The 24,121-nt window shown below is 28.6% G+C and carries 25 protein-coding genes and 1 riboswitch; of the genes, 21 read left to right on the top strand and 4 right to left on the bottom strand.

Features of this window, described 5'->3' with window-relative positions:
* The first annotated feature begins 243 nt into the window (after nucleotides 1-243).
* The 15 genes from CLPU_RS13230 (at nucleotide 244) to CLPU_RS13170 (ending at nucleotide 12,697) form a co-directional block, all read left to right on the top strand.
* Nucleotides 244-1,080 carry a DUF3100 domain-containing protein gene (locus CLPU_RS13230; protein WP_050356151.1) on the top strand — a complete coding sequence of 279 codons (837 nt, stop codon included), beginning with the start codon at nucleotides 244-246 and terminating at the stop codon, nucleotides 1,078-1,080.
* Nucleotides 1,070-1,516, top strand: coding sequence for a hypothetical protein (locus CLPU_RS13225; RefSeq protein WP_050356150.1), 447 nt, complete (start codon nucleotides 1,070-1,072; stop codon nucleotides 1,514-1,516). Before CLPU_RS13230 ends, CLPU_RS13225 begins: the two co-directional genes overlap by 11 nt.
* A 108-nt stretch (nucleotides 1,517-1,624) precedes the next feature.
* Complete coding sequence (locus tag CLPU_RS13220) at nucleotides 1,625-2,968, top strand: amidohydrolase (protein WP_050356149.1); 1,344 nt, start codon at nucleotides 1,625-1,627, stop codon at nucleotides 2,966-2,968.
* 21 nt (nucleotides 2,969-2,989) lie between these two features.
* The gene (locus CLPU_RS18070; protein WP_050356148.1) at nucleotides 2,990-3,418 is read left to right on the top strand and encodes a sulfite exporter TauE/SafE family protein; all 429 of its coding nucleotides are present in this window, start codon (nucleotides 2,990-2,992) and stop codon (nucleotides 3,416-3,418) included.
* On the top strand, nucleotides 3,397-3,765 hold the full coding sequence (locus CLPU_RS18065; RefSeq protein ID WP_050356147.1) for a TSUP family transporter: 369 nt from the start codon (nucleotides 3,397-3,399) through the stop codon (nucleotides 3,763-3,765). Before CLPU_RS18070 ends, CLPU_RS18065 begins: the two co-directional genes overlap by 22 nt.
* A 400-nt stretch (nucleotides 3,766-4,165) precedes the next feature.
* Nucleotides 4,166-4,861: a Crp/Fnr family transcriptional regulator gene (locus CLPU_RS13205; RefSeq protein ID WP_050356146.1), complete on the top strand. Its 696-nt coding sequence runs from the start codon at nucleotides 4,166-4,168 to the stop codon at nucleotides 4,859-4,861.
* Nucleotides 4,862-5,518: 657 nt separating this feature from the next.
* A complete protein-coding gene (locus CLPU_RS13200) occupies nucleotides 5,519-5,908 on the top strand; it encodes a pyrophosphohydrolase domain-containing protein (RefSeq protein WP_050356145.1) in 390 nt (129 codons plus the stop codon).
* Between the two features lie 135 nt (nucleotides 5,909-6,043).
* Nucleotides 6,044-6,604 carry a nitroreductase family protein gene (locus tag CLPU_RS13195; protein ID WP_050356144.1) on the top strand — a complete coding sequence of 187 codons (561 nt, stop codon included), beginning with the start codon at nucleotides 6,044-6,046 and terminating at the stop codon, nucleotides 6,602-6,604.
* Nucleotides 6,605-7,014: 410 nt separating this feature from the next.
* On the top strand, nucleotides 7,015-7,554 hold the full coding sequence (locus tag CLPU_RS13190) for a hypothetical protein (RefSeq protein WP_050356143.1): 540 nt from the start codon (nucleotides 7,015-7,017) through the stop codon (nucleotides 7,552-7,554).
* A 159-nt stretch (nucleotides 7,555-7,713) separates the two neighbouring features.
* A complete protein-coding gene (locus CLPU_RS18060; protein WP_268760475.1) occupies nucleotides 7,714-7,839 on the top strand; it encodes a hypothetical protein in 126 nt (41 codons plus the stop codon).
* A 403-nt stretch (nucleotides 7,840-8,242) separates the two neighbouring features.
* Nucleotides 8,243-8,740 (top strand): GNAT family N-acetyltransferase, encoded by a 498-nt coding sequence (locus CLPU_RS13185; RefSeq protein WP_050356142.1) that lies wholly within the window; start codon nucleotides 8,243-8,245, stop codon nucleotides 8,738-8,740.
* Nucleotides 8,737-10,491 (top strand): ABC transporter ATP-binding protein, encoded by a 1,755-nt coding sequence (locus CLPU_RS13180; RefSeq protein WP_050356141.1) that lies wholly within the window; start codon nucleotides 8,737-8,739, stop codon nucleotides 10,489-10,491. Before CLPU_RS13185 ends, CLPU_RS13180 begins: the two co-directional genes overlap by 4 nt.
* Nucleotides 10,466-10,612 (top strand): hypothetical protein, encoded by a 147-nt coding sequence (locus CLPU_RS17325; protein WP_157857735.1) that lies wholly within the window; start codon nucleotides 10,466-10,468, stop codon nucleotides 10,610-10,612. The genes CLPU_RS13180 and CLPU_RS17325 overlap by 26 nt, the downstream gene beginning before the upstream one ends.
* Before the next feature lie 182 nt (nucleotides 10,613-10,794).
* On the top strand, nucleotides 10,795-12,138 hold the full coding sequence (locus tag CLPU_RS13175) for a radical SAM/SPASM domain-containing protein (protein WP_050356140.1): 1,344 nt from the start codon (nucleotides 10,795-10,797) through the stop codon (nucleotides 12,136-12,138).
* Between the two features lie 61 nt (nucleotides 12,139-12,199).
* Nucleotides 12,200-12,697: a hypothetical protein gene (locus tag CLPU_RS13170; RefSeq protein ID WP_050356139.1), complete on the top strand. Its 498-nt coding sequence runs from the start codon at nucleotides 12,200-12,202 to the stop codon at nucleotides 12,695-12,697.
* Nucleotides 12,698-12,977: 280 nt separating this feature from the next.
* Here CLPU_RS13170 and CLPU_RS13165 read toward each other — a convergent pair whose 3' ends face one another.
* From CLPU_RS13165 to CLPU_RS13150, 4 genes are all read right to left on the bottom strand, one after another.
* Nucleotides 12,978-14,099 (bottom strand): sodium/glutamate symporter, encoded by a 1,122-nt coding sequence (locus CLPU_RS13165; protein WP_050356138.1) that lies wholly within the window; start codon nucleotides 14,097-14,099, stop codon nucleotides 12,978-12,980.
* Between the two features lies 1 nt (nucleotide 14,100).
* Entirely contained in the window at nucleotides 14,101-14,619 is a 519-nt protein-coding gene (locus CLPU_RS13160) for a C-GCAxxG-C-C family protein (protein ID WP_050356137.1), read from the bottom strand.
* Between the two features lie 223 nt (nucleotides 14,620-14,842).
* Nucleotides 14,843-16,081 carry an aspartate kinase gene (locus CLPU_RS13155; protein WP_050356136.1) on the bottom strand — a complete coding sequence of 413 codons (1,239 nt, stop codon included), beginning with the start codon at nucleotides 16,079-16,081 and terminating at the stop codon, nucleotides 14,843-14,845.
* Between the two features lie 19 nt (nucleotides 16,082-16,100).
* Nucleotides 16,101-17,393: a homoserine dehydrogenase gene (locus CLPU_RS13150; RefSeq protein WP_050356135.1), complete on the bottom strand. Its 1,293-nt coding sequence runs from the start codon at nucleotides 17,391-17,393 to the stop codon at nucleotides 16,101-16,103.
* Between the two features lie 464 nt (nucleotides 17,394-17,857).
* On the opposite strand from CLPU_RS13150, the gene thrC reads away from it, so the two are divergent.
* The 6 genes from thrC (at nucleotide 17,858) to gcvPA (ending at nucleotide 24,120) form a co-directional block, all read left to right on the top strand.
* Nucleotides 17,858-19,345, top strand: a complete 1,488-nt coding sequence (thrC, locus tag CLPU_RS13145; protein ID WP_050356134.1) for a threonine synthase — start codon at nucleotides 17,858-17,860, stop codon at nucleotides 19,343-19,345.
* Between the two features lie 10 nt (nucleotides 19,346-19,355).
* The gene (gene thrB, locus CLPU_RS13140) at nucleotides 19,356-20,243 is read left to right on the top strand and encodes a homoserine kinase (RefSeq protein ID WP_050356133.1); all 888 of its coding nucleotides are present in this window, start codon (nucleotides 19,356-19,358) and stop codon (nucleotides 20,241-20,243) included.
* Nucleotides 20,244-20,298: 55 nt separating this feature from the next.
* On the top strand, nucleotides 20,299-20,736 hold the full coding sequence (locus tag CLPU_RS13135; RefSeq protein WP_050356132.1) for an ACT domain-containing protein: 438 nt from the start codon (nucleotides 20,299-20,301) through the stop codon (nucleotides 20,734-20,736).
* A gap of 114 nt (nucleotides 20,737-20,850) precedes the next feature.
* A riboswitch (glycine riboswitch) is annotated at nucleotides 20,851-20,954 on the top strand.
* Nucleotides 20,955-21,170: 216 nt separating this feature from the next.
* The gene (gene gcvT, locus CLPU_RS13130) at nucleotides 21,171-22,271 is read left to right on the top strand and encodes a glycine cleavage system aminomethyltransferase GcvT (protein WP_050356131.1); all 1,101 of its coding nucleotides are present in this window, start codon (nucleotides 21,171-21,173) and stop codon (nucleotides 22,269-22,271) included.
* Between the two features lie 85 nt (nucleotides 22,272-22,356).
* Entirely contained in the window at nucleotides 22,357-22,737 is a 381-nt protein-coding gene (gene gcvH / locus CLPU_RS13125; RefSeq protein WP_050356130.1) for a glycine cleavage system protein GcvH, read from the top strand.
* A 39-nt stretch (nucleotides 22,738-22,776) separates the two neighbouring features.
* Complete coding sequence (gene gcvPA, locus CLPU_RS13120) at nucleotides 22,777-24,120, top strand: aminomethyl-transferring glycine dehydrogenase subunit GcvPA (RefSeq protein ID WP_050356129.1); 1,344 nt, start codon at nucleotides 22,777-22,779, stop codon at nucleotides 24,118-24,120.
* Nucleotide 24,121: the final 1 nt, after the last annotated feature.

Genomic DNA, 24,121 nt, shown 5'->3' with positions numbered 1-24,121 from the left:
TTTTAAAATAAGGTTTTACTACGGTAATATATGACTACAGAGTTATTAGTCTTGAAGCAATAACAAGCGAGACAAAGGTTAGTTAATTAAAAAAATATGAATGACGATTTAAATTATACCGTATAAAAGGAGGGAGAATACAAAGAATTATCATCTGAAAAAGAGATCTTGTAGAAAATAAAATGAATTAAGTAAAGTTTTATTATTTGGGAAAAGGTTTTCAAAAAATGGGGGGATTGAAAAATGGAAGAGTATAAGTATAGCTCAATAAAAGAAAGATTAAAAAAAGAATACAGAATTTATATTGCTGCTTTTTTAATTATTGTTATATCAGATCTTATTGGTCAGCATAAAATTCCCATAGGACCTGGAGTATTAGTGATTTTCCCTATATTTTACGGTCTGATAGGAGGAACTCTTCTTGGACCAGATCTTTTAAAATTTTTTAAAAAAGAAGAATCAGAGGCAGCGTCACCTCTAGTTTTAGTGGCTATAGCACCTTTCATAGTAAAGTTAGGGATCATGGCAGGTGGGAATTTAAGTCAACTGGCATCTATGGGTCCAGCTTTACTATTACAGGAACTTGGAAACTTAGGAACTATATTTATTAGTTTGCCTTTAGCTATGATGCTAGGATTAAAAAGGGAAGCAGTTGGTGCAACACATTCTATTAATCGGGAAACAAATTTAGCTTTAATAAGCAATGTATATGGACCAGATTCTGATGAAATGAGGGGTACATTATCTATATATATAATTGGTGGTGCTTTGGGAACAATATTCTTTGGATTTTTAGCTACATTGGTTGCTTCAATAGGATTATTTCATCCATTTGCCCTTGCAATGGCATCAGGGGCTGGTTCTGGAATCATGATGGCTTCTGCAGCAACAAGCTTATCTCATATTTATCCAGAATATGCTGATAAGATAGTTATGTTAGCAGGTGCAAGTAATACGTTAACAGGAATAACTGGTATTTATGCATCACTATTTTTAGCACTTCCATTAGCAAATAAGTTGTATTCTATATTAGATCCGGTAATAAATAAAAAAAGGGAGGAAGAAACTTATGAGAAATAGAGAGTGGATTGTACTATTCATATTTGTTGCAGTTTCAATAGCTACTTCAAATGCTATAGGATATAAAACTCCTATTGGGAAATCGTTACCAGGGATTCTAATATTATGTGGAATTGCATTTGTAGCTGTTATTTTAGATAAAGTTTTACCTATTAAACTTCCTATGATTATGTATTGTTCAATTTTGGGACTGATAATTGCATCTCCTATATCACCAGTAGCCAAGATAGTTATAGAAAGTACAGCTAAAATTGATTTTGCTGCACCACTATCAATAGTAGGAGCTTTTGCAGGTATTTCAATGGGAAAAAACTATAAAGACTTTACTAAACAAGGTTGGAAAATGGTGATTATTGCTTTAGTAGTATTTACAGGAATATTTATAGGCTCAGCAACTGTAGGACATATTATATTAAAATTGACAAAAGCAATTTAGCTTATATTTTATTTTACACAAGATGAATTTCTAAAAAACATAATATACCATAGTTTATGTAGTTAAGTAGCAGATTAGTTTTATTAAGCGATGAGGAGGAAAAATTAAATGCATAAAATAAATAGCGATATGATTATCAGAAATTGTTCGATTTTAACCGAAGATTATAAAATAGCTGAAAATAAATCAATTGTTATAAATGACTCACGAATATTAGATATTGATGATATAGAGATAATAGATGAAAAATATAAAGCAGAAGAAATACTAGAAGGTAAGAAGAAATTATTTATGCCAGGAATGGTTGATGCTCATACACATACTTGCCAACAGTTATTACGTGGCAGAATTATGGATGAGTATCCTATGATATGGAAGCGTATTATGGTTCCATATGAAAGTAGTCTTAATGAAAAAGATATTTCTATAAGTGCACAATTAAGTTGTCTAGAAATGATAAAGTCAGGAACTACCTCTTTTATAGATGCTGGTGGAACTTACATGCATAAGGTAGGGGAGGCTGTCATTGAGTCTGGGCTAAGGGCTGCAATTACATGTTCAACTATGAATAAAGATGATTCTATTCCTAAAAATATGATTTCTACTGAAAAAGAAGCGATGGAAAGGAATGCTAACCTCTACAAGAATTTTCATGGTAAAGGAAACGGAAGATTAGAAGTGTGGTTTTCTCTTCGTACACTGATAAGTTGCTCTCCTAGTTTGATTATGAAGGCTTTTGAAAATGCATATGAGTTTAATACTGGAATTCATGTACACATGAATGAATATCCTAATGAAATTAACTATTGTCTTGAAAATTATCAGAAAAGACCAATTGAATATTTAGAATCATTGGGAATTTTAGGACCCAATTTTTTAAGCGCACACAGCATTTTGCTTTCTGAGAATGAAATTGATATTTTAAGGAAATATGATGTTAAAGTTGTTCACTGCCCAATTAGTAATTTAGGAAAAGGAGTTCCAAAAACTTCAAGATTATTACAATCAGGAGTATCTATTAGTCTTGGTACTGATGGAACAGCACATGCAGGCTTAAGTTTATTCAATGAAATCAAGGTATTTAGGTCAGCTATGCATATAAATTTAGGTGTACCTATATGTGATCCAGTTGTTATGCCAGCTAGAAAACTACTAGAAATGGCAACTTTAGGAGGAGCTAAAGCTATGCTTCATGGAGATAGCTTAGGGACATTACAAATAGGCAAAAAAGCAGATTTGATTTCTATAGACTTAGACCAACCTCATATTATGCCAACTCATAATATGGTAAATACTTTGGTTGAAGTTGTTAATAGCAATGATGTAAAGGATATGATTGTTAATGGAAAATTGATAATGAAAAATAGAGAAGTTTTAACATTAGATGAAGAAAGAATAATGCATATGAGTAAATCTGCATTAAAAGGTATTACAGATAGAGCAGGAATTTAAGCAAATGGTGGTGCAATATAATTGATCACATTATACAAGATTTTTATTATAATATTATCTAATTTAATAGTAGGAACTTTGATTGGAATTTCAGGAATTGCTGGTTTCTTGCTTCCTTTAATATACGTAGGCATAGTCAATATACCTTTAAGAGACGCATTTGCTTTAAGTTTTTTATCTTTTCTAGTAGGAGGAATATTTGGAACATATTCATATTGGAAATTGGGTAATATTGATTTAAAATTTGCAAAATTAATTAGTGTAGGAAGTATAGTAGGGGCAATAGTAGGTGTTAGGCTAAATATGCTAATACCAGTAGATATTGCAAAGCTAATGTTATATATAGTTGTTTTACTATCTGGTATTTTTATATTATTAAAGAAGAATAATAATCACCATAATATGAAAAAAATAAAAAGTCTAGAGTCTTGGAGAATCCATTATTTGTAATTATTATTGGCTTCGTTACAGCTACAATATGTTCTTTAACAGGCTCAGGGGGACCTATATTAGTCGTACCTATATTAGTAAATCTAGGAATGAATATAAAAGTTGCAGTTGGTATAAGTTTGTTTAATTCTATAATTATAGCATTACCATCCTCTTTAGGTTATTTATCACAATCAAATTTTAAAGGAATGATAATTTTTGTAATTATTAGCTTAACTGCACATGTTATAGGTATCTTAATTGGAGCTAAAATTTCAAATAAAATAAACTTAAATATTTTGACAAAGATAGTTTCTATTGTATCAATATCTTCATCTCTTTATATGTTAATATTAGCATTAATTTAAATTGTTATGATATTTAAGAGCAGCAATTTGTAAACAAAGGCATGGCAATAAGCAAACATAGATTATAGTTAGATAAAAACGAACTTTTGGTTAGATATTTTATCCAAATATCAATTGCCTAATATTTACCTTATCTGCCATAAGAAATTTTAGATTTTATATATCTCTAATACGATACTTATTGAGCTCTAGCACATGTTATTATAATATCTTGATTTCCCAATGGTCATCAATGTTAAATTAACATAATAGCTAGAGCTTTTTTAATAATTTTTACTAGCATAACAAATTAATATTTAACGAAAATACATAGGAATAGTTTTTTAGAATTATATTAATTTTTATATAATGGTTATTTTGTTACAGTATTTTAAGTGCTAATTTATGGGGAGGTGTTTCTATGGAGCTTCATGAACTTATGAACCAAAACCCTAATTTAGAAAAAATTCTAAAAAATATGCCAGAAACAATTAAAAATAGATGCGTAGTAAAAACAGTCCCTGCCAAAAGTATTATACAAAAAAAAGATGATGATTTAGATTTCTTTTCAATAATTTGTAAAGGAGAAGTAAGAATAATAAATGAGTTTGAGAATGGAAACATATATGTAATTGAAAAAAATAAAGCCATTGATTTTATTGGAGAGGTTACTGCTTTATCTGATAAGAAAAAAACATCAGTTACAACTGAAGCAGTAACAACTTGTACTATTATCCAATTACCAATAACAGATTTTTTTAAATGGATAGAGTTAGACAATAATTTTTTGTTAATAATTTCAAAACGAGTTGCAAATAAACTGTATAATTCATCTTACGTTAGAGGTGTAGAATTATTTTATTCAGCTAGTCACTTAATAATTGATTTTCTAATTAATTATGTAGATCAAAATACAAACAAAAAAGACCAAATAATTGTAGCTTTAACACGCCAAGAAATTTCAGAAAAACTTGGAGTTACTATAAGAACTGTTAATAGAGCTATTAAGAAACTTAAAGATGAAAATCTAATTTCTATTAATAAAGGTAAGATTTATATTAATAACAATCAATATGAGCAATTAGCTAAAGCAATGGACGATAGAAAATATTTATGATATTTAGTTTCTAGTACCAAAATCTACTTAGTTAGCTTCTAATAAGCTTTTTAAGCTCTTTGATAAACTTATACACATTTTTAATTAGTTCTTTTTTAGTTTTATTTTCTATTATTTTCTTTATTAGTATCTAAAGTTTCTTTTCTTTCTTCTATAAGAAAATCCTACATATAGGTTTATTTATTTCTACCTCGTTATATTTAGATAAAAATTTTTTACATCATAGATGAGTACAAATTAAAGATATATCATTGATATTTCTATCTTTTTCTTATATTCGCTACTTTAGATATCTTAAAAATATTTTCTTTTTTTAACCGATTCTATTATAATTTTATTATTTATTAAATAAGTAGAGTTAGGTATATCTAGCTCTACTTATTTTGTTTAAAGAATTTTTATCTATGAAATGTCCTTTATTTATAGTATTGTATCGCTTAGAAAAATAATAAAAAGATAAATTTATTATGTAGTATATTTTAACATTAGTTTTAGACGATATTTCTAATCTAAAAAATATATGTAGGATAACTAGTGCAACAAATTAATTTAATGTAAAATATAATATATAGTTTTTAAATTAATATGAATTTATGATTATATAAATATAAGAACTTAATTAAGTATTTAGAACAGATGAGACTAGAGGTGATATTTATGAGCGATAATAAATGGTGGGATATGGTTAGAGACTTTCAAAAAGTATTTGGACATCCATATGAAGATAGTCCTAAGCTTTTACCTGAAGAGAGAGTTGAGAAAAGATATGATTGGATGCTTGAAGAGATAAATGAATTTAAAGAAGCAGAAGATATATATGAGCAAGCTGATGCAATGATAGACTTAATGTATTTTGCTTTAGGTACACTAGTTGAGATGGGAGTAAGACCTAATAAAATATTTGATATAGTACATCAAGCTAATATGGACAAACTATGGGAAGATGGAAAACCAAGAGCAAATGAATATGGAAAAACTATAAAGCCCCCACATTGGGAAGATCCATATCCTAAGTTAAAAGAAGAAATTGATAGTCAATTGAAATAAGAAAAAATAAAAAATCCTTTAATTTAATCTAATTATCAATAAAATAGATTAAGTTAAAGGATTTTAACTTTAATTCTTTTAATGGATAATAATAAAAAAAATTATGTGCATAATATCATTAAGGAGTGTGATATTGTGCAATTTTATGAAGTTATTGAGAATAGAAGCAGTGTTAAAAAATTTAAAGAAAAACCTATTGATAAGGACAGTTTAGCAAGAATAATAAATGCATCTATGATGTCACCATCTTGGAGGAACCATACTTCATATAGGATTATATTAGTAGATGATAAAAATACTAAAGAAAAGCTAGCAAGTACACTGTTAAATGACACTAATGATATGGCTATAGCTGTAAAAGAAGCACCTATCGTAGCTGTAGTTATAGGTAATCCTTCGGATTCAGGAACTATAGAGGGAAAAGAATATTATCTTGTAGATGCTGCTATTGCTATGGAGCATTTAGTATTAGCTGCAACAAGTGAAGGATATGGAACTTGCTGGCTAGGCTCTATGGACGAGAATAAGATAAAGGAAGCACTATCTGTGCCAAATGAATATAAGGTAGTAGCTATGACTCCAATAGGAGAAGTTGAAGAATATAAGCCGACTAACCCTAAAAAAGATGTTAGAGAACATATATTTTTAAATAGTTGGGGAAAAGCATATACAGAAAATGATGAGTTGCTACATTAAATAAAGTGAATTAACTAGTAAATAAATGTATTATAAAGCTTGAGGTAAAAAGCCTTTAAGCCATTAAAAGACTAATGGTTTAAAGGCTTTTTACTTTAAATTAAAAAACGAAAAAACGACCAGTTAAAAACCAATATATGGAAAATAACAGCTTGACTTTCGGAATGTGTATTGGTAATATATGGTTAACAATACTTTTTATGGTTTAAGGACAATACTAGTAACAGATTAAATGTTTAGCTATATAGATAGATAAGACTATTATAAAGAATTTAAGTTTTATGTACTTAATTTAACAAAGATAATTAAATTTTTTTATGATAACGTTATCATATCAATGTAAAAATAATAGGCTAATTAATTATTTAGAGTAGAACTATAACTATTAAAAAGGGGTTAAAAAATAATTAATGATTAATTTAAAATTAGATTCAAATAAGTTTATAAGTAAAATATATAGCGAAACATTGATAGAAGAACTAAATAAGATATTTGAATTATTTAACTTTGACAAGAGTATATATATTAAATTCTTCAGAGATAAGAGTGAAATAGAAAAAATACTAGGACATTCTGTACCTACTTGGATTAAAGGAGTGGCTATAGATAACTATGTATACATATTAGAATATAATGATATGAGTTATAAAAATAAAAGAGAGTTTGAAAAGGTAATAATACATGAGATAGTACATATAGTCGTAGATTTTAGTATAAGGGGAAGCTATCCACAATGGTTAAATGAGGGATTAGCTGTAGTATTGGCTAAGCAACATGAAAATATGCAATATACAAAAATACTAGACTTGGATGTAAAGAATTTAGGATATAATGATGATTTTTACTATGAAAAATGTTGCGCTGCTACAATGAAATACATAGATAAATATGGTATAAAAAGTTTTATAAAAAAACTAATTGATGATGAAATTAAATTTGATAGCCAATAGATATATTTCTAATAGGGGGTAATTTTATGAGGATAATAGTTAAACCAATAAAAACGTGGAAAGATATGTATTGTTTATGTATTAGGCAATGTGATAAAGATTGTGTAAGATTAGGGGGAATATAACCGACTATATTATTTTAGATTAAGGGGGATGATTATGAAATTAATAGTAGGTCCTAAGGATGTAAGAAATAAAATTTGCTTAATAAGACTTATTTGTAGAGAACGATGTGGTAGTGTTTGTTTGATAGATATGATTGAACCTTGTGAGAACTTCTGGTAGGCATATTTCAATAAGCATTTAATGACTATGATAGTTATAAATTAAAATTTTTATTAATAAAAGTTTTAATTTGACTATATATTTTTTACAGAAAGGAGGCGCTAATTATGAAGACAATAGTTAATCCGGTAAAGAAAAATGCTAAAGGTTACTGTATAGAGTGTTGGTGGGATTGCTCTAGCAAGTGTGGAAAACAGAGTACTCCTTGTACAAACTTTTGGTAAAAATAACTACATAGGAGGTAAGCAAATTGAAAATTATAGTAAAAAAAATGGATAACACTTACAGGTATTGTTTTTGTGGATCTAGATGTCAAAAAGACTGTATTTGGAACTAACATAAAGTTAGACTTAATAGACTTGAATTTTATCAAGTCTATTAAGTCTAAAAAGGAGAGAGTAATTTGAACTATATTGTAAGAAGAGCTACAGAACAAGATATTAAAAGTATATCTAAACTATTTAGAAAGCTCGGTATAGATCAAATGAGTAAGGATCAATATTTTAACGAAGACTTGAATAATATAGAAGTTTCTGAAGAAGAAATCAGTAGCTCACTAAATGATCCAAGATGCATAATATATGTAGCTGAAGCAGATAAAGAGATAATAGGATATATAGAAGGATGGTTAAGAGATAAAGATTTTTACTTTTTTATAGATGACTATGCTTATATTCTCCATATATATGTAGATGAAGAATATAGAAGTTATGGAGTTCTTCATAGCTTACATAAATGCGTTGAGGATTGGGCTAAAGAAAATAACTTAAAATATGTACAAGCTGATGTATTTGAACATAATAAGAAAGTTCAAAAAATAATAGAGTATTTAGGATACTCTACATATAGAAGAAGATACGTTAAAGACATCTTTTCCCCATCTAAGGAGGAAAAACTTTGACAAAATCACTTAAAGATATATTAAATCTGTTGAAGCCTTATTTACGTAAAGAATTGTTAGGATTATTTTTTACAATACTATATGCTATCGGTTCTTTTTTATCCCCATTAGCTTCCAAGTACTTAATAGATAACGTTATACAAGTAAAAAATATAACTAATTTATATTTTGGTATTATGGTATTTTTTGTAATTAGTTTTATACAACCAATAGTAGGATTTTTTAAAGATGTAATATTCTTAAATATATCCGAGAATATTACTTATGATATAAGAAATGATGTATTTAATTCTGTTTTAAACTCTCCGATAGATTTTTTTTCAAAAAATAAAAAAGGTGAAATTGTTTCTAGAATAATTAATGATTGTCAAATATTAGGCGAGTTTATAACGAATTTTCTAGTTGTATATATAAAAAATATTTTATCAATAATAGTTATCTTAATAGGAATGTTTTATTTGTCACCTAAAATTACAGGTGTAACTATAATATTTCTGATATTTGCAAGTTTGTTAATTGTTTTAATGGGAAAAGTGTTTAGACGCTTATCATTAATAAGACAAAAAAATTATGATAAATTATGTGTGAAAGTCAATCAAATGATTGACCTAATTGAAACAATAAAAAGTTTTGTTATAGAGAAAAAGATTAAAGATAATTTTCAAGATATAAATAAAAAAAATAAAAAAGATAATATTAAAATCCAAAAAATTCATATTATAATAAATAATTTAATTAATAGTGTAGTTATTATAGTCTTATGTTTTATATATGGATTTGGAACAATTGAAGTTAGTAAAAATAACTTAACTATAGGAACAGTAGTTGCATTAGGTGTATATTTTCAAATGATTATTCAACCAATATTTGAAGTTATAAATAATCATATTAGCTTAGAAAAAATAGTTCCTGTTTTAAATAGAATAAATGAATTTACTAATATTAAGTTAGAGGATTTTGAAAATGATATAAATCACAAGGTAGTTATATATAATGACATTGATATACAAGATGTAAGTTTTAGCTATAATGATAGTTGGAATTTAGAGTATATAAATATGCATATTCAGAAAGGAAACTTAATTGGAATATTAGGACAAGCAGGTTCAGGAAAAAGTACGTTAGTTAACATTATCTTAGGCTTTTATGAGCCTAAAAAAGGAACCATTTTATTAGATGGAATTAGCACTAATGATTTAGGTAAGCATAGTGTAAGACAAGCTATAGGATATGTACCACAAAATATACAATTATTTAATGATTCTATAAGAGAAAATATACGATGTTACAATGACAAGATAGATGATGAAGATATTATGCAAGTATGTAAAAAGACTGGAATTCATGAATTTATTATGAGCCTAGATAAAGGATATGACACTATTATAAATGAAAAAATAAATATATCAGGTGGACAAAAGCAGATGATAGCTATTTCTAGGGCATTAGCTAAAGATCCAAGTATATTAATATTTGATGAACCAACATCAGCTTTAGATCCTAAGAATGAAAAAGAAATAACAAGCTTGATAAGTAGTCTAAGGGGAAAATATACGTTGATAATAATAACTCATAATATATCGACAGTATATAATGCAGACAATATTTTTGTGTTAGACAAAGGGAAAGTTTTAGAAAATGGAACACATGATGAATTAATTAGTAAAAATGGTATGTATAAAAAAATGTTTCAATATTCAAAAAAATTGAAAGGGGAGAAGCGTAATGAAGCTATTAGTAAAGCCACATAAATATGTAGGCAGCATGTGTGTTTGTATAGATAAATGTGGAAGTAACTGTGGAACTTATTGGGGATCTTGCGTTCCAAATTGCCCAGGTTATACTTGTTCTAGATATGCTATAGCAGCTTAAAAGGAGGATAGATTACATGAGGATTATCATAAAAGCCAATAATAATATAAAGTCATATTGTTATTGTATGTCAGTCTGTGATAGAAAGTGCAGTAAATTCTATGTTTAGCTTTAGCTATTTTAGTCCTATACTGATTTAAGTATAGGATTAAGCATTTTGAGGATATAAGGGGGAAATCTAAATGAAAAAATCAGATTATAATTTTATTTGGGAAGTAAGAAATGGTAAGAAAATAGCTTTCAATAGTATGACCTGCGCGTTAGCAGAAATCGAAGATGATTTTACAGAAATTTTAGATAGTATCGAAAATATAAGGTATGAAAAATTGGATGAGAATAGGAAAGAATTAGTAGATAATATGAAGGATAATGGATTTTTAGTAGATAGAGATTTCAATGAATCAAAATTACTAAAATTCAGGCATTTAACAGGAAAGTTTAATCAATCTGGATTAGGATTAACTATTGCTCCTACTTTAAATTGTAACTTTAAGTGTGTTTATTGTTATGAAACTCCTAAGCAAAATAAAATGTCATTAGAAAATCAAGAAAATTTAATTAAATTTGTAGAAAGTTATATAAATACAATAGAACATTTAAGTATTACATGGTATGGTGGAGAACCTTTATTATATAAAGACATAATATATAATTTATCAGAGAAGTTAATAAAGATGTGTGAAACGAATAATGTTACTTATAGTGCATATATTATAACTAATGGATATTTAGTAGATGAAGATGTAGTAGATAATTTTAAAAAATATAAAATTACAGGAGCGCAACTTACTGTAGACGGTCCAGAGGAAATACATAATAAAAGAAGAATATTAAAATCAGGTAATAAAGATAACTTCCAAAAGGTTTTTAATTCCATAAAAATGTTGGAGGAAAATGGTATTAATGTAGGTGTAAGAGTAAATGTAGATAAAAGTAACATAAGTTATGTCCAAGAATTAATTGATATTTTCAAAGAAAATAATATGATAAAATCCAATATTCACTTTGGACAGGTTACTCCATACACTGAATCTTGTAAATCTATTAGCCATTCATGTTATGATACTGAGGAATTCTCGGATGTACTGATGGAGTTACAAGATAAGCTAAACTCTAATGGATTTAAGGCCATGGGATATCCTTATTATCCAGGAATAAAGGCTAACTATTGTTGCTCAGATCAAATAAATAGCTTTGTTATAGATCCTGAAGGATATATGTATAAGTGTTGGAATGAAGTAGGTGAAATTTCAAAATCCATTGGAAATATAAATAATTTAGAAAATCAAAAAATAAGTAATGATAATTTAGAGTACATGACATGGACTCCATTTGAATCGGAGGAATGCTCTGAATGTAAATTATTACCTGTATGTATGGGAGGATGTCCATACTTTAGAGTTAACAATATTCAAAGTCAATGTGAGCGTTGGAAATTTAATCTTGAAGAAATTTTAAAGTATACATATGACTCATATTTAGATGACTCTGAAAGATTTGAAAAAGCATTTGCAGATATACAGTAGGTTTATAAAATAGTATAATGAATATACTAATATTAAGCTGATAGTGTATGGAGGTGAATACTTGAAAATTAGTATAAAATCTTTATCTATAATACTTGTTCTAGTAGCTGTCTTTGGAATTATTTATTTTTTAAAATTTGGTAACAATACTAAACTTATAAATAAGCAAGATTCTATACTTACAAGTAAAGAAGATAAATTTTCTATTAAAGAGTTTAAAACTGATGATAATAATGACGGAGAAGAAATAAGCTTTATAAAATTTAAGGGAGTAAAAACATTAAATGAAATTCGTGCTAATAAAGATAGTGTATTAGAGATAATAAGTGATTTTACTTTATCAAGAGGAGAGATTGATTGGGGATTAGTTGATTCAGATTATAATGTAGTTAATAGTATTAATAATGAATCAAAAGAGTCTAGAAAGTTTAAAATAGAGAAAAACAGAACATATTTTCTTAGGATTTATTCCAAAAATGCCGAGGGAGGTAAAGGGAAGATAAAAATAAATAGTAATGATGAAGTAGAAGTAATACATAAAGAAACATTTTGGGATTAAATATTAAAGTGCAAAAAACTAGAGTATACACAACCTTTTGTGTCATACTCTAGTTTTTTATTTTAAAATATATTATTTAATAAATAAAATTATAGAAAATCATCTATTTCTAGTGCTAAATAAACAAACTTTTAGAAATGATGATTAATATGACTTATATTACGTATGTATAATAAAAAAAGCAATCTATCAATCTATAGATATAGACTGATAGACTGAAGAATAGCGAAATATTTTGTAATTAAAGTTAGCTGTTTAACGTAACATTATTTTTAAAAATTTAGAAAAACAAGTTTATAACAATAGGATTAAATATAGTAATTAACCACATACCTACTGTAGGAACTATTAAAAGAACCAGAGGCATTGCTCCTTTTCTTTCAAAAGAATATTGAAGAAAAGCCATAGTGCTAGCTGGAACTCCTATACTAAATCCTAATAGACCTGATGATACAAATGCTGCTAGATCACTCTTACCGTACATTTTATATACTATGAAATATGAAAAGATCATTAGCCACAATATTTGAAGTAAAATAATAACTACATTTAAAAGATCTAACGATTTTAGAGCTATAAAACTCATTGAAGAAAAAACAGTTACTAATAGCATAGATAGACTAAATCCACCTATAAGATTAACATGAGGTAGCTGTATTTCACATATTTCAAATTGGTCACATAAAAATCTTATTATTAGTCCAGCTAAAAAAGCTCCACCAGCAGGATTTATGAATTTTCCGTATCCTAGCTGATCAGGTACAAAAGCTAGTCCAATAGAAACTGAAAAAAGTACAGCATACTTTAGTAAGTCCTTATTCGAGAAACTAGGAGCAGGTGGCTTTAAAGTAGTTGAAAAATCGTTTTTACTTTCTATTATCTTGAAGAAAATTCCACCTATAAGTGTACCTAATATAATGCAAAGTACAGATATACCCGAAAGCTGAGATAAAAAGATATCGTTTTCACCAGGCACTAAGGAAGTAGCTACTGCTTGTAAGGAGCTATCACCCATCAGGCTTAAAGAACTATGAAGGATTAGATCTCCTTTAGCAAGATTAAATATTTTTCCTATACCGATAATAAATACATTTTGAAATATAGCAACGAATATTGTTATTCCTAAAAATAATAGTTGCTTCATAAAACCTTTTTTGAAAAGATCTTTACTAATACGTAAACCTATAGATGCAAAGAATCCAGCTACAAATATAGGTAACAGAGAAAAATCAGTTTTTATATTAAAAAGATTAATTAGGACAGATAATATAATTCCGCCTATAAGTGGAGCTGGAACATAATATTTCTTAAAAATTGATACTTTACTTTGAATTAAAACTCCGATAAATAAAAATACAATTAATAATGCTGTACTTTGAGGAAGATTTAATGTAATATTCATATTATCCCTCCGATCCTCCACAATCAGATGATGAGCATGCACATTCTGCTAGTGCTTCTTGTATTTTACTAGAGATTTGTTCATCTTCTAAAAGCTTTTCAGCAATCCAAGCAGCTACTTCACCTGTAATTTCTACACAATGTTTTTTTCTTTCAGGACTTCCAAACTCACCATGTCCCTTAACTAAAACTCTACAACAAGTACTTTTATAAATACTTCTTATATGGTCGTGTAATTGAGCTGATATAGGGAACATCTCGTCCTTCATAGGATCACCATACTTTCTACCATAAGCCATACCTAAAGCCATAGCGCCTCCACTTACTGCACCACATAAACATCCTGATTTTCCTAGTCCAACAGGGAATGCAGAAGCTAACTTAGTTATATTTTCTGGAAAAGGCCATCCTAAGAGTTCATTTATAGCGTGAACAACAGCTTCCGAACAAAAGAACTCACCTCTGTCATAATAACCTTCAGCCTTGGATCTTACGTCGCTAATTATTTGCTTTTTATCCATAAAAAACTCCCCCTCTAATCAAGTTTTTTCTTATATTCATGTAAAATGATAACAGAGGTAACAAGTGATTACAAATAGATAAAATTAATAGATAGAATAAAGTAAATAGATATCGACTATAGGAATAAAATGTAAATTTATAAAATTAAGAGATGAGGGGGACATACTGTTGTTTTTCATCTTAATAAAAATAGCATTTATCTATATAGATAAATGCTATTTTTTAAACAGCTTTATTTTCCTCAATAGGATTGTTATTACAAAACTTTTCATGCAAAGCGTTAAGTGCGTTTATACCATTGTCTTCATTTATTATACAAGAAATCTTAATTTCTGATGTACTTATCATTTGAATATTTATACCTAGGTCATAAAGGGTTTGAAAGAAAGAAGAAGCAATATCTGCACTACCAGCTATACCAGTACCTACTATAGATACTTTAACAACTGATTCATCACATAGAACTTCCTTAGCACCAATTTCGTCACTAATTTTCTTTGTAACTTCTAGTGCTTCATGAAGTTCATCTATTTTTACTGTAAATGTTATATCATTAACATGCGCACGATTTACATTTTGAATTATCATATCAAAATAAATATTATTACTAGCTAGAGCGGAGAATATTTTAAAAGCTATTCCTGGTTTATCAGGTACTTCAATAACAGATATCTTAGCTATGTTTTTATCTAAAGCTACTCCACTTACTATTGTATTTTCCATAGCATTCACCTCCACAACTTCCGTTCCCGGGTTATTACTAAGACTAGATCTAACTATAAGAGTCATATTATATTTTCTAGCAAGTTCTACCGATCTTGGATGAAGAACACCAGCACCAAGACTAGCTAATTCTAGCATTTCATCATATGAAACTTTGCTAATTTGCCTAGCTGTAGGCACTAATCTTGGATCAGTTGTGTATACACCATCTACATCTGTATATATCTCGCATTTATTCGCATTTATAGCTACAGATAATGCTACAGCAGAGGTGTCAGAGCCACCTCTACCTAAAGTAGTAATATCGCCGTTCTCGTTAGCCCCCTGAAATCCTGCAACTATAACTATCTTATTTTCTTCTAATTCTTTTTTAATCCTATTGCTATTAATTTTTTCTATACGAGCATTTTTATGATTACTAGTAGTTAATATCCCACACTGAGGACCAGTAAGAGAAATTGCTTCATGTCCTAAAGACTGTATAGCCATTGCTAAAAGAGATATAGAAATTTGCTCCCCAGTTGATAAAAGCATATCTAATTCTCTATTAGACGGATTAGGATTTATTTGTTTAGCTTTTTCAACGAGTTCATCAGTAGTATCTCCCATAGCTGAAACTACTACAACAACCTTATTTCCTTTATTTTTAGTAGCTATAACTCTATTGGCAACATTAAAAATTCTTTCTATATTACCTACAGATGTTCCACCATACTTTTGCACAACTATGCTTTCCATTAAAATTCCCCCTAAATTTCTACATAGCGAAAGAGTCTGTATTACCAAAATCTATATCGTGAATTGAAGAAATATTGTTACTTTCAATTCTTAAATATGAATAGCTGTTTTGTGGTAAATCTAGATCATTCATAATCGCTTCCATTTGATCAGATGAAATTTGTTCAGTTATTAGAACAAGATCTTTGTCAGATTCTATAACTTTAAACTCTAAGCCAGATTTATTAAGATTATTAACTATCTTAGGAATCTCATTAACGTTATTAGGGGAAACTCTCATATAATAGTTACCTTTAAATAATTTAGTTCCTCCTGATTTAATAGAGTCATTACAAATATATTCATATTCTTTATAGCTTTCATTTATTATATCTATAATATCAGTAACTACAGCATTAGCAGTAGGGTCTTTACCTGCACCTTGACCGTAGAATTGTAGTTCTCCAACAGTACATCCTTCAACAGAAACTATATTGAATGCATCTTTAACAGAGGCAAATGGAGCAGATTCATCTACAAGTATAGGTTCTACAGATGCAGAGAACTCATTTCCATCTATAGTAGCACTACCTATTAGTTTTGCTACAAGTCCCATTAACTTAAAGTTCTTAATATCTAAAGGAGATATAGAAGTTATACCACGACACATTACATCACTTATACTAGCATTAGTATTAAATGCTAAAGAAGCTAATATAGATATTTTTCTAGCTGCATCATATCCTTCTACATCATCAGTTGGATCGGCTTCTGCATATCCTAATTTATGAGCAAGGTCTAAAGCTTCATCAAAACTTAAATTTTCATCACACATTTTAGATAAAATGAAGTTTGTAGTACCATTTAATATTCCTTTGATATTATCAACATCATTAATTTTTATAGCTTCTTTTAATCCTTTAATAACAGGAATACCACCGCCAACACTAGCTTCAAATAAAAGACCTTTGTTATTCTCTTTAGCTAAATTATGAAGTTCATCTATATGAAGAGAAATTACTGCTTTATTAGCTGTTACAACATGTTTGCCGTTTTTTAATGATTTAGATATATAGCTATATGCTTTATCTATACCACCCATAACTTCTACTATTATATCTATATTAGGATCATTTATAATTTCATCAGCATTTTCAGTAAGAATACTTTGATCTATATTTAAACCTCTATCCTTATTTTTATCCCTAACAAGAATTTTTGATATTTCTATGTTTTTCCCAGTAGCTTTTTTTAACTTATCTTTTTTATCTCTTATGATTTCATATACTCCTGAGCCTACAGTTCCTAAGCCAAGCAATCCTATTTTAATCATAATACCGCTCTCCCCTTTTAACCATTATTTTTATAATAATCTCACTAACAATACCCGTAAGTTGATTTTTTATTTTAACTTAGATATATTAAACGTGTAGTCGAATAAAAAACACTTGTATTCCAATGAAAAACATTATATCATATAAATATGATTAATAAAATAGATTGTTCAAAATATTTTTATAAATTTTTATATTTTTTGCTAATTTTATAAAATTAAGTGAAAATAGATAGACTTATAAAAGGCTAGGATACTGATTATAAGAGAATTGAAAGTAACTTAAACTTAGAGCAATAATATAAAAATTTATTTAAAAAAATTATAAGCAGTAATAAAAAACTTATTATAAATAAAGGGATTTTAGTCCTTTTTAATTAAATATTTTAATATAATATAAATTTGTAAAATGACGATATTTTAGCTTTAGTTTTTGAAGCATTAAACCTTAGGGGGGGAATAAAATGAGTTTATACTATAGAAGTACAAGAGGAGATAAGAAAATAGTTTCTAGTTTAGAAGCTATAGTAAAGGGGATAGCAGATGATGGAGGGTTATATGTACCTTCTCATTTTCCTAATATAGATAAAACATTGTCAGAACTTTTAGAGATGAGCTATAATGATTTAGCTTTTTATATAATAAATAAATTTTTTCCAGAGTTTGATAAAGAAGAGCTTTTGGAATGTGTAAACGGAGCCTATGATGATAAATTTGATACACAACTTATAGCTCCAGTAGAAAGTAAAGGTGACACTCATTTTCTAGAACTTTATCATGGACCTACTTTGGCTTTTAAAGATATGGCATTATCAATACTTCCTTATCTATTAAAAACTTCAATGAAAAAGTTAAATCATTCAAAAGAAGTTGTTATATTAACAGCAACTTCTGGAGATACAGGAAAAGCTGCATTAGAAGGATTTAAAGATGTTGAAGGAACAAAGATAATAGTGTTCTATCCAGAAAAGGGTGTAAGTGAAGTACAAAAAAGACAAATGATAACTCAAGAAGGAAGTAATACGTATGTTGTAGGTATAAAAGGAAACTTTGATGATGCTCAAAATGGAGTGAAAGAAGCATTTAACAATATAGATTTTAATAAAGAGCTAGAAAATAAAGGGTTTGATCTTTCATCAGCTAATTCAATAAATATAGGAAGATTAGTGCCTCAAGTTGTTTATTATTTCTATGGATATCTAAATTTAGTTAAAAAATCAGCAATAAAAAAAGGAGAAAAAATAAATGTAGTTGTTCCAACTGGAAACTTCGGAAATATATTAGCAGCATATTATGCTAAAAAAATGGGATTACCTATAAATAAATTTATATGTGCTTCTAATGAAAATAACGTACTTTGTGACTTTATAAATACAGGAAAATACGATAGGAAAAGAGAACTTAAACTTACTGTATCCCCTTCAATGGATATATTAATTTCAAGTAATCTTGAAAGATTTTTATATGAAATAAGTAATAACAATGATGGAATAGTAAAAGAAATGATGAATAGATTAACTGAAGAAGGAATTTATACTATTTCTGAAGAAATGAGAGAAAAGCTATCTGATTTTTATGGTAACTTTGCAACTGAAGAAGAAACTTATGAAGCAATTAAGAAAGTATATGAAGATACTAAATATATCATTGATACTCATACAGCAGTTGCATATTCTGTATATGAAAAATATGTTAAAGAAATAGGAGATAAGACTCAAACTTTAATAGCATCTACAGCTAGTCCGTTTAAGTTTACAAGAAGTGTTTGTGATGCGTTAGGACTAGAAACTGATGATTATAATGATTTTCAACTTATTTATAAATTATCTGAAAAAGGTAACTTAAATATTCCTCTACCAATAAAAGGGTTAGAAAATAAAGAAATATTACACGACAGAGTTTGTGATAAAGATGAAATAAAAGAAAGTATAAAAAATTTATTAGGAATATAGGTGATAAGTAATGATAGAAATAATGATACCTGCTACAAGTGCTAATATAGGACCTGGGTTTGATTGTCTTGGTATTGCTTTGAACATATATAATAAGTTTTATATAGAAGAAATAGAAGAAGGATTAATAATAGAAGGATGCGAAGAAAAATATGCAGGTGAAGAGAATCTAGTATATACTTCAATGCAGAAATGCTTTGAAAAAACAGGATATAAACCTAAAGGCATAAAAATAACTATGGATACTCAAGTGCCTGTTTCAAGAGGACTAGGAAGTAGTTCTACTTGTATACTAGGTGGAATAATAGGAGCAAATGAACTTTCAGGTGGAATATTAAAAGATCATGAAATACTTGAACTAGCTACTGAGATAGAAGGACATCCTGATAATGTAGCTCCAGCGTTATTTGGTGGACTAGTAGTTTCTATATATGAGGACAATCAAGTATTTTATAGTAAAATGAAACTAGCAAGTGGTATTAAATTCTATGCCTTAATACCTGACTTTAAGCTTTCAACTAAAGTGTCAAGATCTGTACTTCCTACAGTAGTTCCTCATGGAGATGCCGTATTTAATGTAGGGAGAGTAGCTCTTATGATGGGTGCACTTGTTAATGGAGAATTTGACTTACTTAAAGTTGCAAGTAAAGATAAATTACATCAACAATATAGAGGGTCATTAATAGATGGATATGATATAATACTAGATGGGTGTGAAAAGCTAGGATGTAAAGGCGTATTTTTAAGTGGTTCAGGTCCTACTATATTAGTAGCAGTAGATGAAAAAGATGTTTCACAAAAAAGAGAAATACAAAAATTATTAGATTCTACAGGAAACAAGTGGGATATAAAAGAATTAAATATTGATGATAGAGGTTATGTAGTTAATAAATTATAAAAAAAGTAAGTAGATTTGTATTTATCTATAGAAAACATTAATAAGGGTGATAAATATGGATAGTAAGTACTTGGTTATAGATAAAAACATACTGCCAGATGTATTTGAAAAGGTTATAATTGCTAAGGAGCTATTAAGAACAGGGCAAATTAAAGAAATAACTGAGGCTGTAAAAAACGTAGGAATAAGTAGAAGTACATTTTATAAGTATAAGGATCATGTATTTACTTTAGAAGAGAGATCAGGTGGAAAAAAGGTTACATTGTCTTTCTTGTTAAGTCATTTACAAGGGGTACTATCAAATGTACTACAATTAATATCTAATAATGGTGGAAATGTGCTTACTATTAATCAAGATATACCTATAAACGGTATTGCAAATGTTAGTATTACATTTGAAGAAGATAATTTAAAAAAGAGTATAGAAGAACTTATAGATGAAATAAAAGATACTGAAGGTGTGAAGAAGCTAGTATTGGTATCTATGGAATAAAATGGAGCTACGATAAATAAGTTAATAAAATATCAATCATTGAAAATCTAAAAGAAATATTGTAATATTTAGGCTGAGGGTAAATATTAGAAATTAAAACTAAACATAGAACAGATGACTATAGCGTGAGATATCTTTTGAAAGGATAGCCGAAGAAGCAATATGAAAAGAGCCAAATTTCTATAGAAACTTTCAGGCAAAAGGAGCGTTATATGATGGGACTCTGAAGAGATCGACTTTTCGACACCGAAGGAGAAATACACAAAGAGTGTAGAAGCTCTCAGGTTAGTAAACAGAGGAATATAACGGCACTTATTTGTGATGTCTTTATATTCCTTTTTTTAATATATTTTTAATATATTTATTGTTATTATAAAGAAACTAGGGTAAATAGGTAATGAAAACTTTTTATACAATGAAAAGGAGGATTTAATATGTCAGAATCAAGAAAAACAGCTCTTTATAACATGCACCAAAAATATGGTGGAAAAGTAGTAGACTATGCTGGATGGGCACTTTCAGTACAATTTGAAGGCTTAAATCCAGAACATGAAAATGTAAGAACTAAAGTTGGTTTATTTGATGTTTCACACATGGGTGAAGTAGAAATCAAAGGAAACCAAGCTACTGAATGTGTTCAATACTTAATTACAAATGATGTAGAAGCTATAGTTGATGGACAAATAGTTTATACATTCATGTGTAATGAAAATGGTGGAGTTGTTGATGACCTTTTAGCATACAGATACTCAAAAGACCATTACTTACTAGTAATAAATGCTTCTAATATCGAAAAAGACGTTAAATGGATATTAGAAAACACAAAACAATTTGATGTAGAAATCAAAAATATTTCAGATGATGTATCACAAGTAGCTATTCAAGGACCATTAGCTCAAAAAGTTTTACAAAAAGTAACTGATACAAACTTAGATGAAATCGAATTCTTCCATTTAAAGAGAGATGTGAATGTTGCAGGTGCTAAATGTTTAGTATCAAGAACAGGATATACTGGAGAAGATGGATTCGAAATTTACTTTGATAACAAAGATGCTGAAACAATTTGGGAAGCATTAATGGAAAATGGTAAAGAAGAAGGAATAAAACCTATAGGACTAGGAGCAAGAGATACATTAAGATTTGAAGCTACATTACCTCTTTACGGAAATGAACTTTCAGCAGATATAACTCCACTAGAAGCTGGATATGGTATGTTTGTTAAGTTAAAGAAAGAAAGTGACTTTATAGGTAAAGCAGCTTTAGCTAAACAAAAAGAAGAAGGATTAAAAAGAAAAATCGTAGGATTCGAATTGATAGGAAGAGGAATCCCAAGACATGGATACGAAGTAGAAGTAGATGGCAAAAAAATTGGTGTAGTAACAACTGGATATGCTGCTCCTACAGTTAAGAAAAACATAGGAAATGCATTAGTTGATATAGAGTACACAGAATTAGGAACTGAATTCGATGTAGTTATAAGAAATAAGCCAGTTAAAGCAAAAGTTATAAGCAAAAGATTCTTAAGCAAAAAATAAACTATATAAAGTTTACTAATATAAAACAATCTGTTAAAATAATTTTGAAATTAAAAATAAAGAGTATTTAAGGAGGAATTTTAAAATGAGTAAAATAGTAGAAGGATTATTATATTCAGAAGATCATGAGTGGATTAAAGTAGAAGGAAATGAAGCTTACATTGGAGTTACTGACCATGCTCAACATCAATTAGGGGAAATCGTTTATGTTGAATTACCAGCTGTTGATGATGAATTAAACGCTGGAGACGTATTTGGAGTTATCGAATCAGTTAAAGCTGCTTCAGATTCATACTTACCAGTATCAGGTAAAATAGTAGCTGTAAATGAAGACTTAGAAGATAATCCAGGATTAGTTAATGAAGATCCATATGCTAACTGGGTAGTAAAAGTTGAATTATCAGATAGCTCAGAACTTGATAAATTAATGGATGCTAAACAATACGAAGAATTCTGTAACGAATAATAAAAAGTCACAAAATCCTACAATAAAGGGGGAAATGTAATGCATAGGTATATACCTAATAATGATGGCACTAGAAAAGAAATGCTTGAAAGCGTTGGTGCTAGCTCTATAGAAGACCTATTTAAAGATATACCTAGTGATCTTAGACTAGGAAGAGACCTAAATTTACCTAAAGCTTTATCTGAACTAGAAGTTCGTAAGCACATGGGACAATTAGCGGCTAAAAACAAAAATATAGAAGAATTACCTTGCTTTTTAGGAGCAGGAGCTTATGACCACTATATCCCAGGAATAATAAAACACTTAATTTCTAGATCAGAGTTTTATACAGCTTACACACCATATCAACCAGAAGTAAGTCAAGGTACTTTACAAGTAATATTTGAATATCAAACAATGATTACTGAATTAACTGGTATGGATGTAACAAACGCTTCTATGTATGATGGTCCAACAGCATGTGGAGAAGCTGCTGTATTAGCTTGTGAAAACACAAGACGTCAGTCTGTAATTGTTTCAAAAACAGTTAACCCAGAAACTAGAAAGGTACTTAAAAGTTATCTAAAAGCTAGAAGCTTAGAATTAATAGAAGTAGATGCTGTAGATGGTGTTACAGATGTTGAAAAATTAAAATCTTTAGTTACTAAAGAAACAGCTGGTGTTATTGTTCAAAGCCCTAACTTCTTTGGTATCATAGAAGATGTTACAGAAGTAGAAAAAATTGTTCATGAAAATAAAGCTAACTTAATCATGTACGTTGATCCAATTTCTTTAGGAATATTAAAAAGTCCTGGAGAGCTAGGAGCTGACATAGTTGTTGGTGAAGGACAATCTTTAGGAAATAGCTTAAGCTATGGTGGACCACATCTAGGATTCTTCGCTACTACTAAAAAATTAGTTAGAAAGATTCCAGGTAGAATTGTTGGTCAAACAGAAGATGCTGATGGAAATAGAGCTTTCGTATTGACTCTTCAAGCAAGAGAGCAACATATAAGAAGATATAAAGCTACTTCAAATATTTGTTCAAACCAAGGATTAAATACATTAGTGGCTACTATATATTTAACTGCAATGGGTAAAGAGGGACTTAAAGAAGTTGCATTACAAAGCATGCAAAAAGCTCACTATGCATTCAATGAATTAACTAAGAGTGGTAAATTCAAACCATTATTCCCTAATAAACCATTCTTCAAAGAATTTGCGCTAACAAGTGATATTGATAGCTCAAAAGTAAATGAAGAATTATTAAAAAATAATATCCTTGGTGGATACGAGCTAGGTAAAGATTATGAAGAACATAAAAATGGTCTTCTACTATGTGTTACTGAAAAAAGAACTAAAGAAGAAATTGACACATTAGCTCGTGTTATGGAGGTGTTATAGC

The organism is Gottschalkia purinilytica (genome assembly GCF_001190785.1).
In the GTDB taxonomy this organism is placed as follows: Bacteria; Bacillota; Clostridia; order Tissierellales; family Gottschalkiaceae; genus Gottschalkia_A; species Gottschalkia_A purinilytica.
Note: the sequence above shows the minus strand (reverse complement) of the source record. Positions and strands in the feature narration are given on the sequence as shown.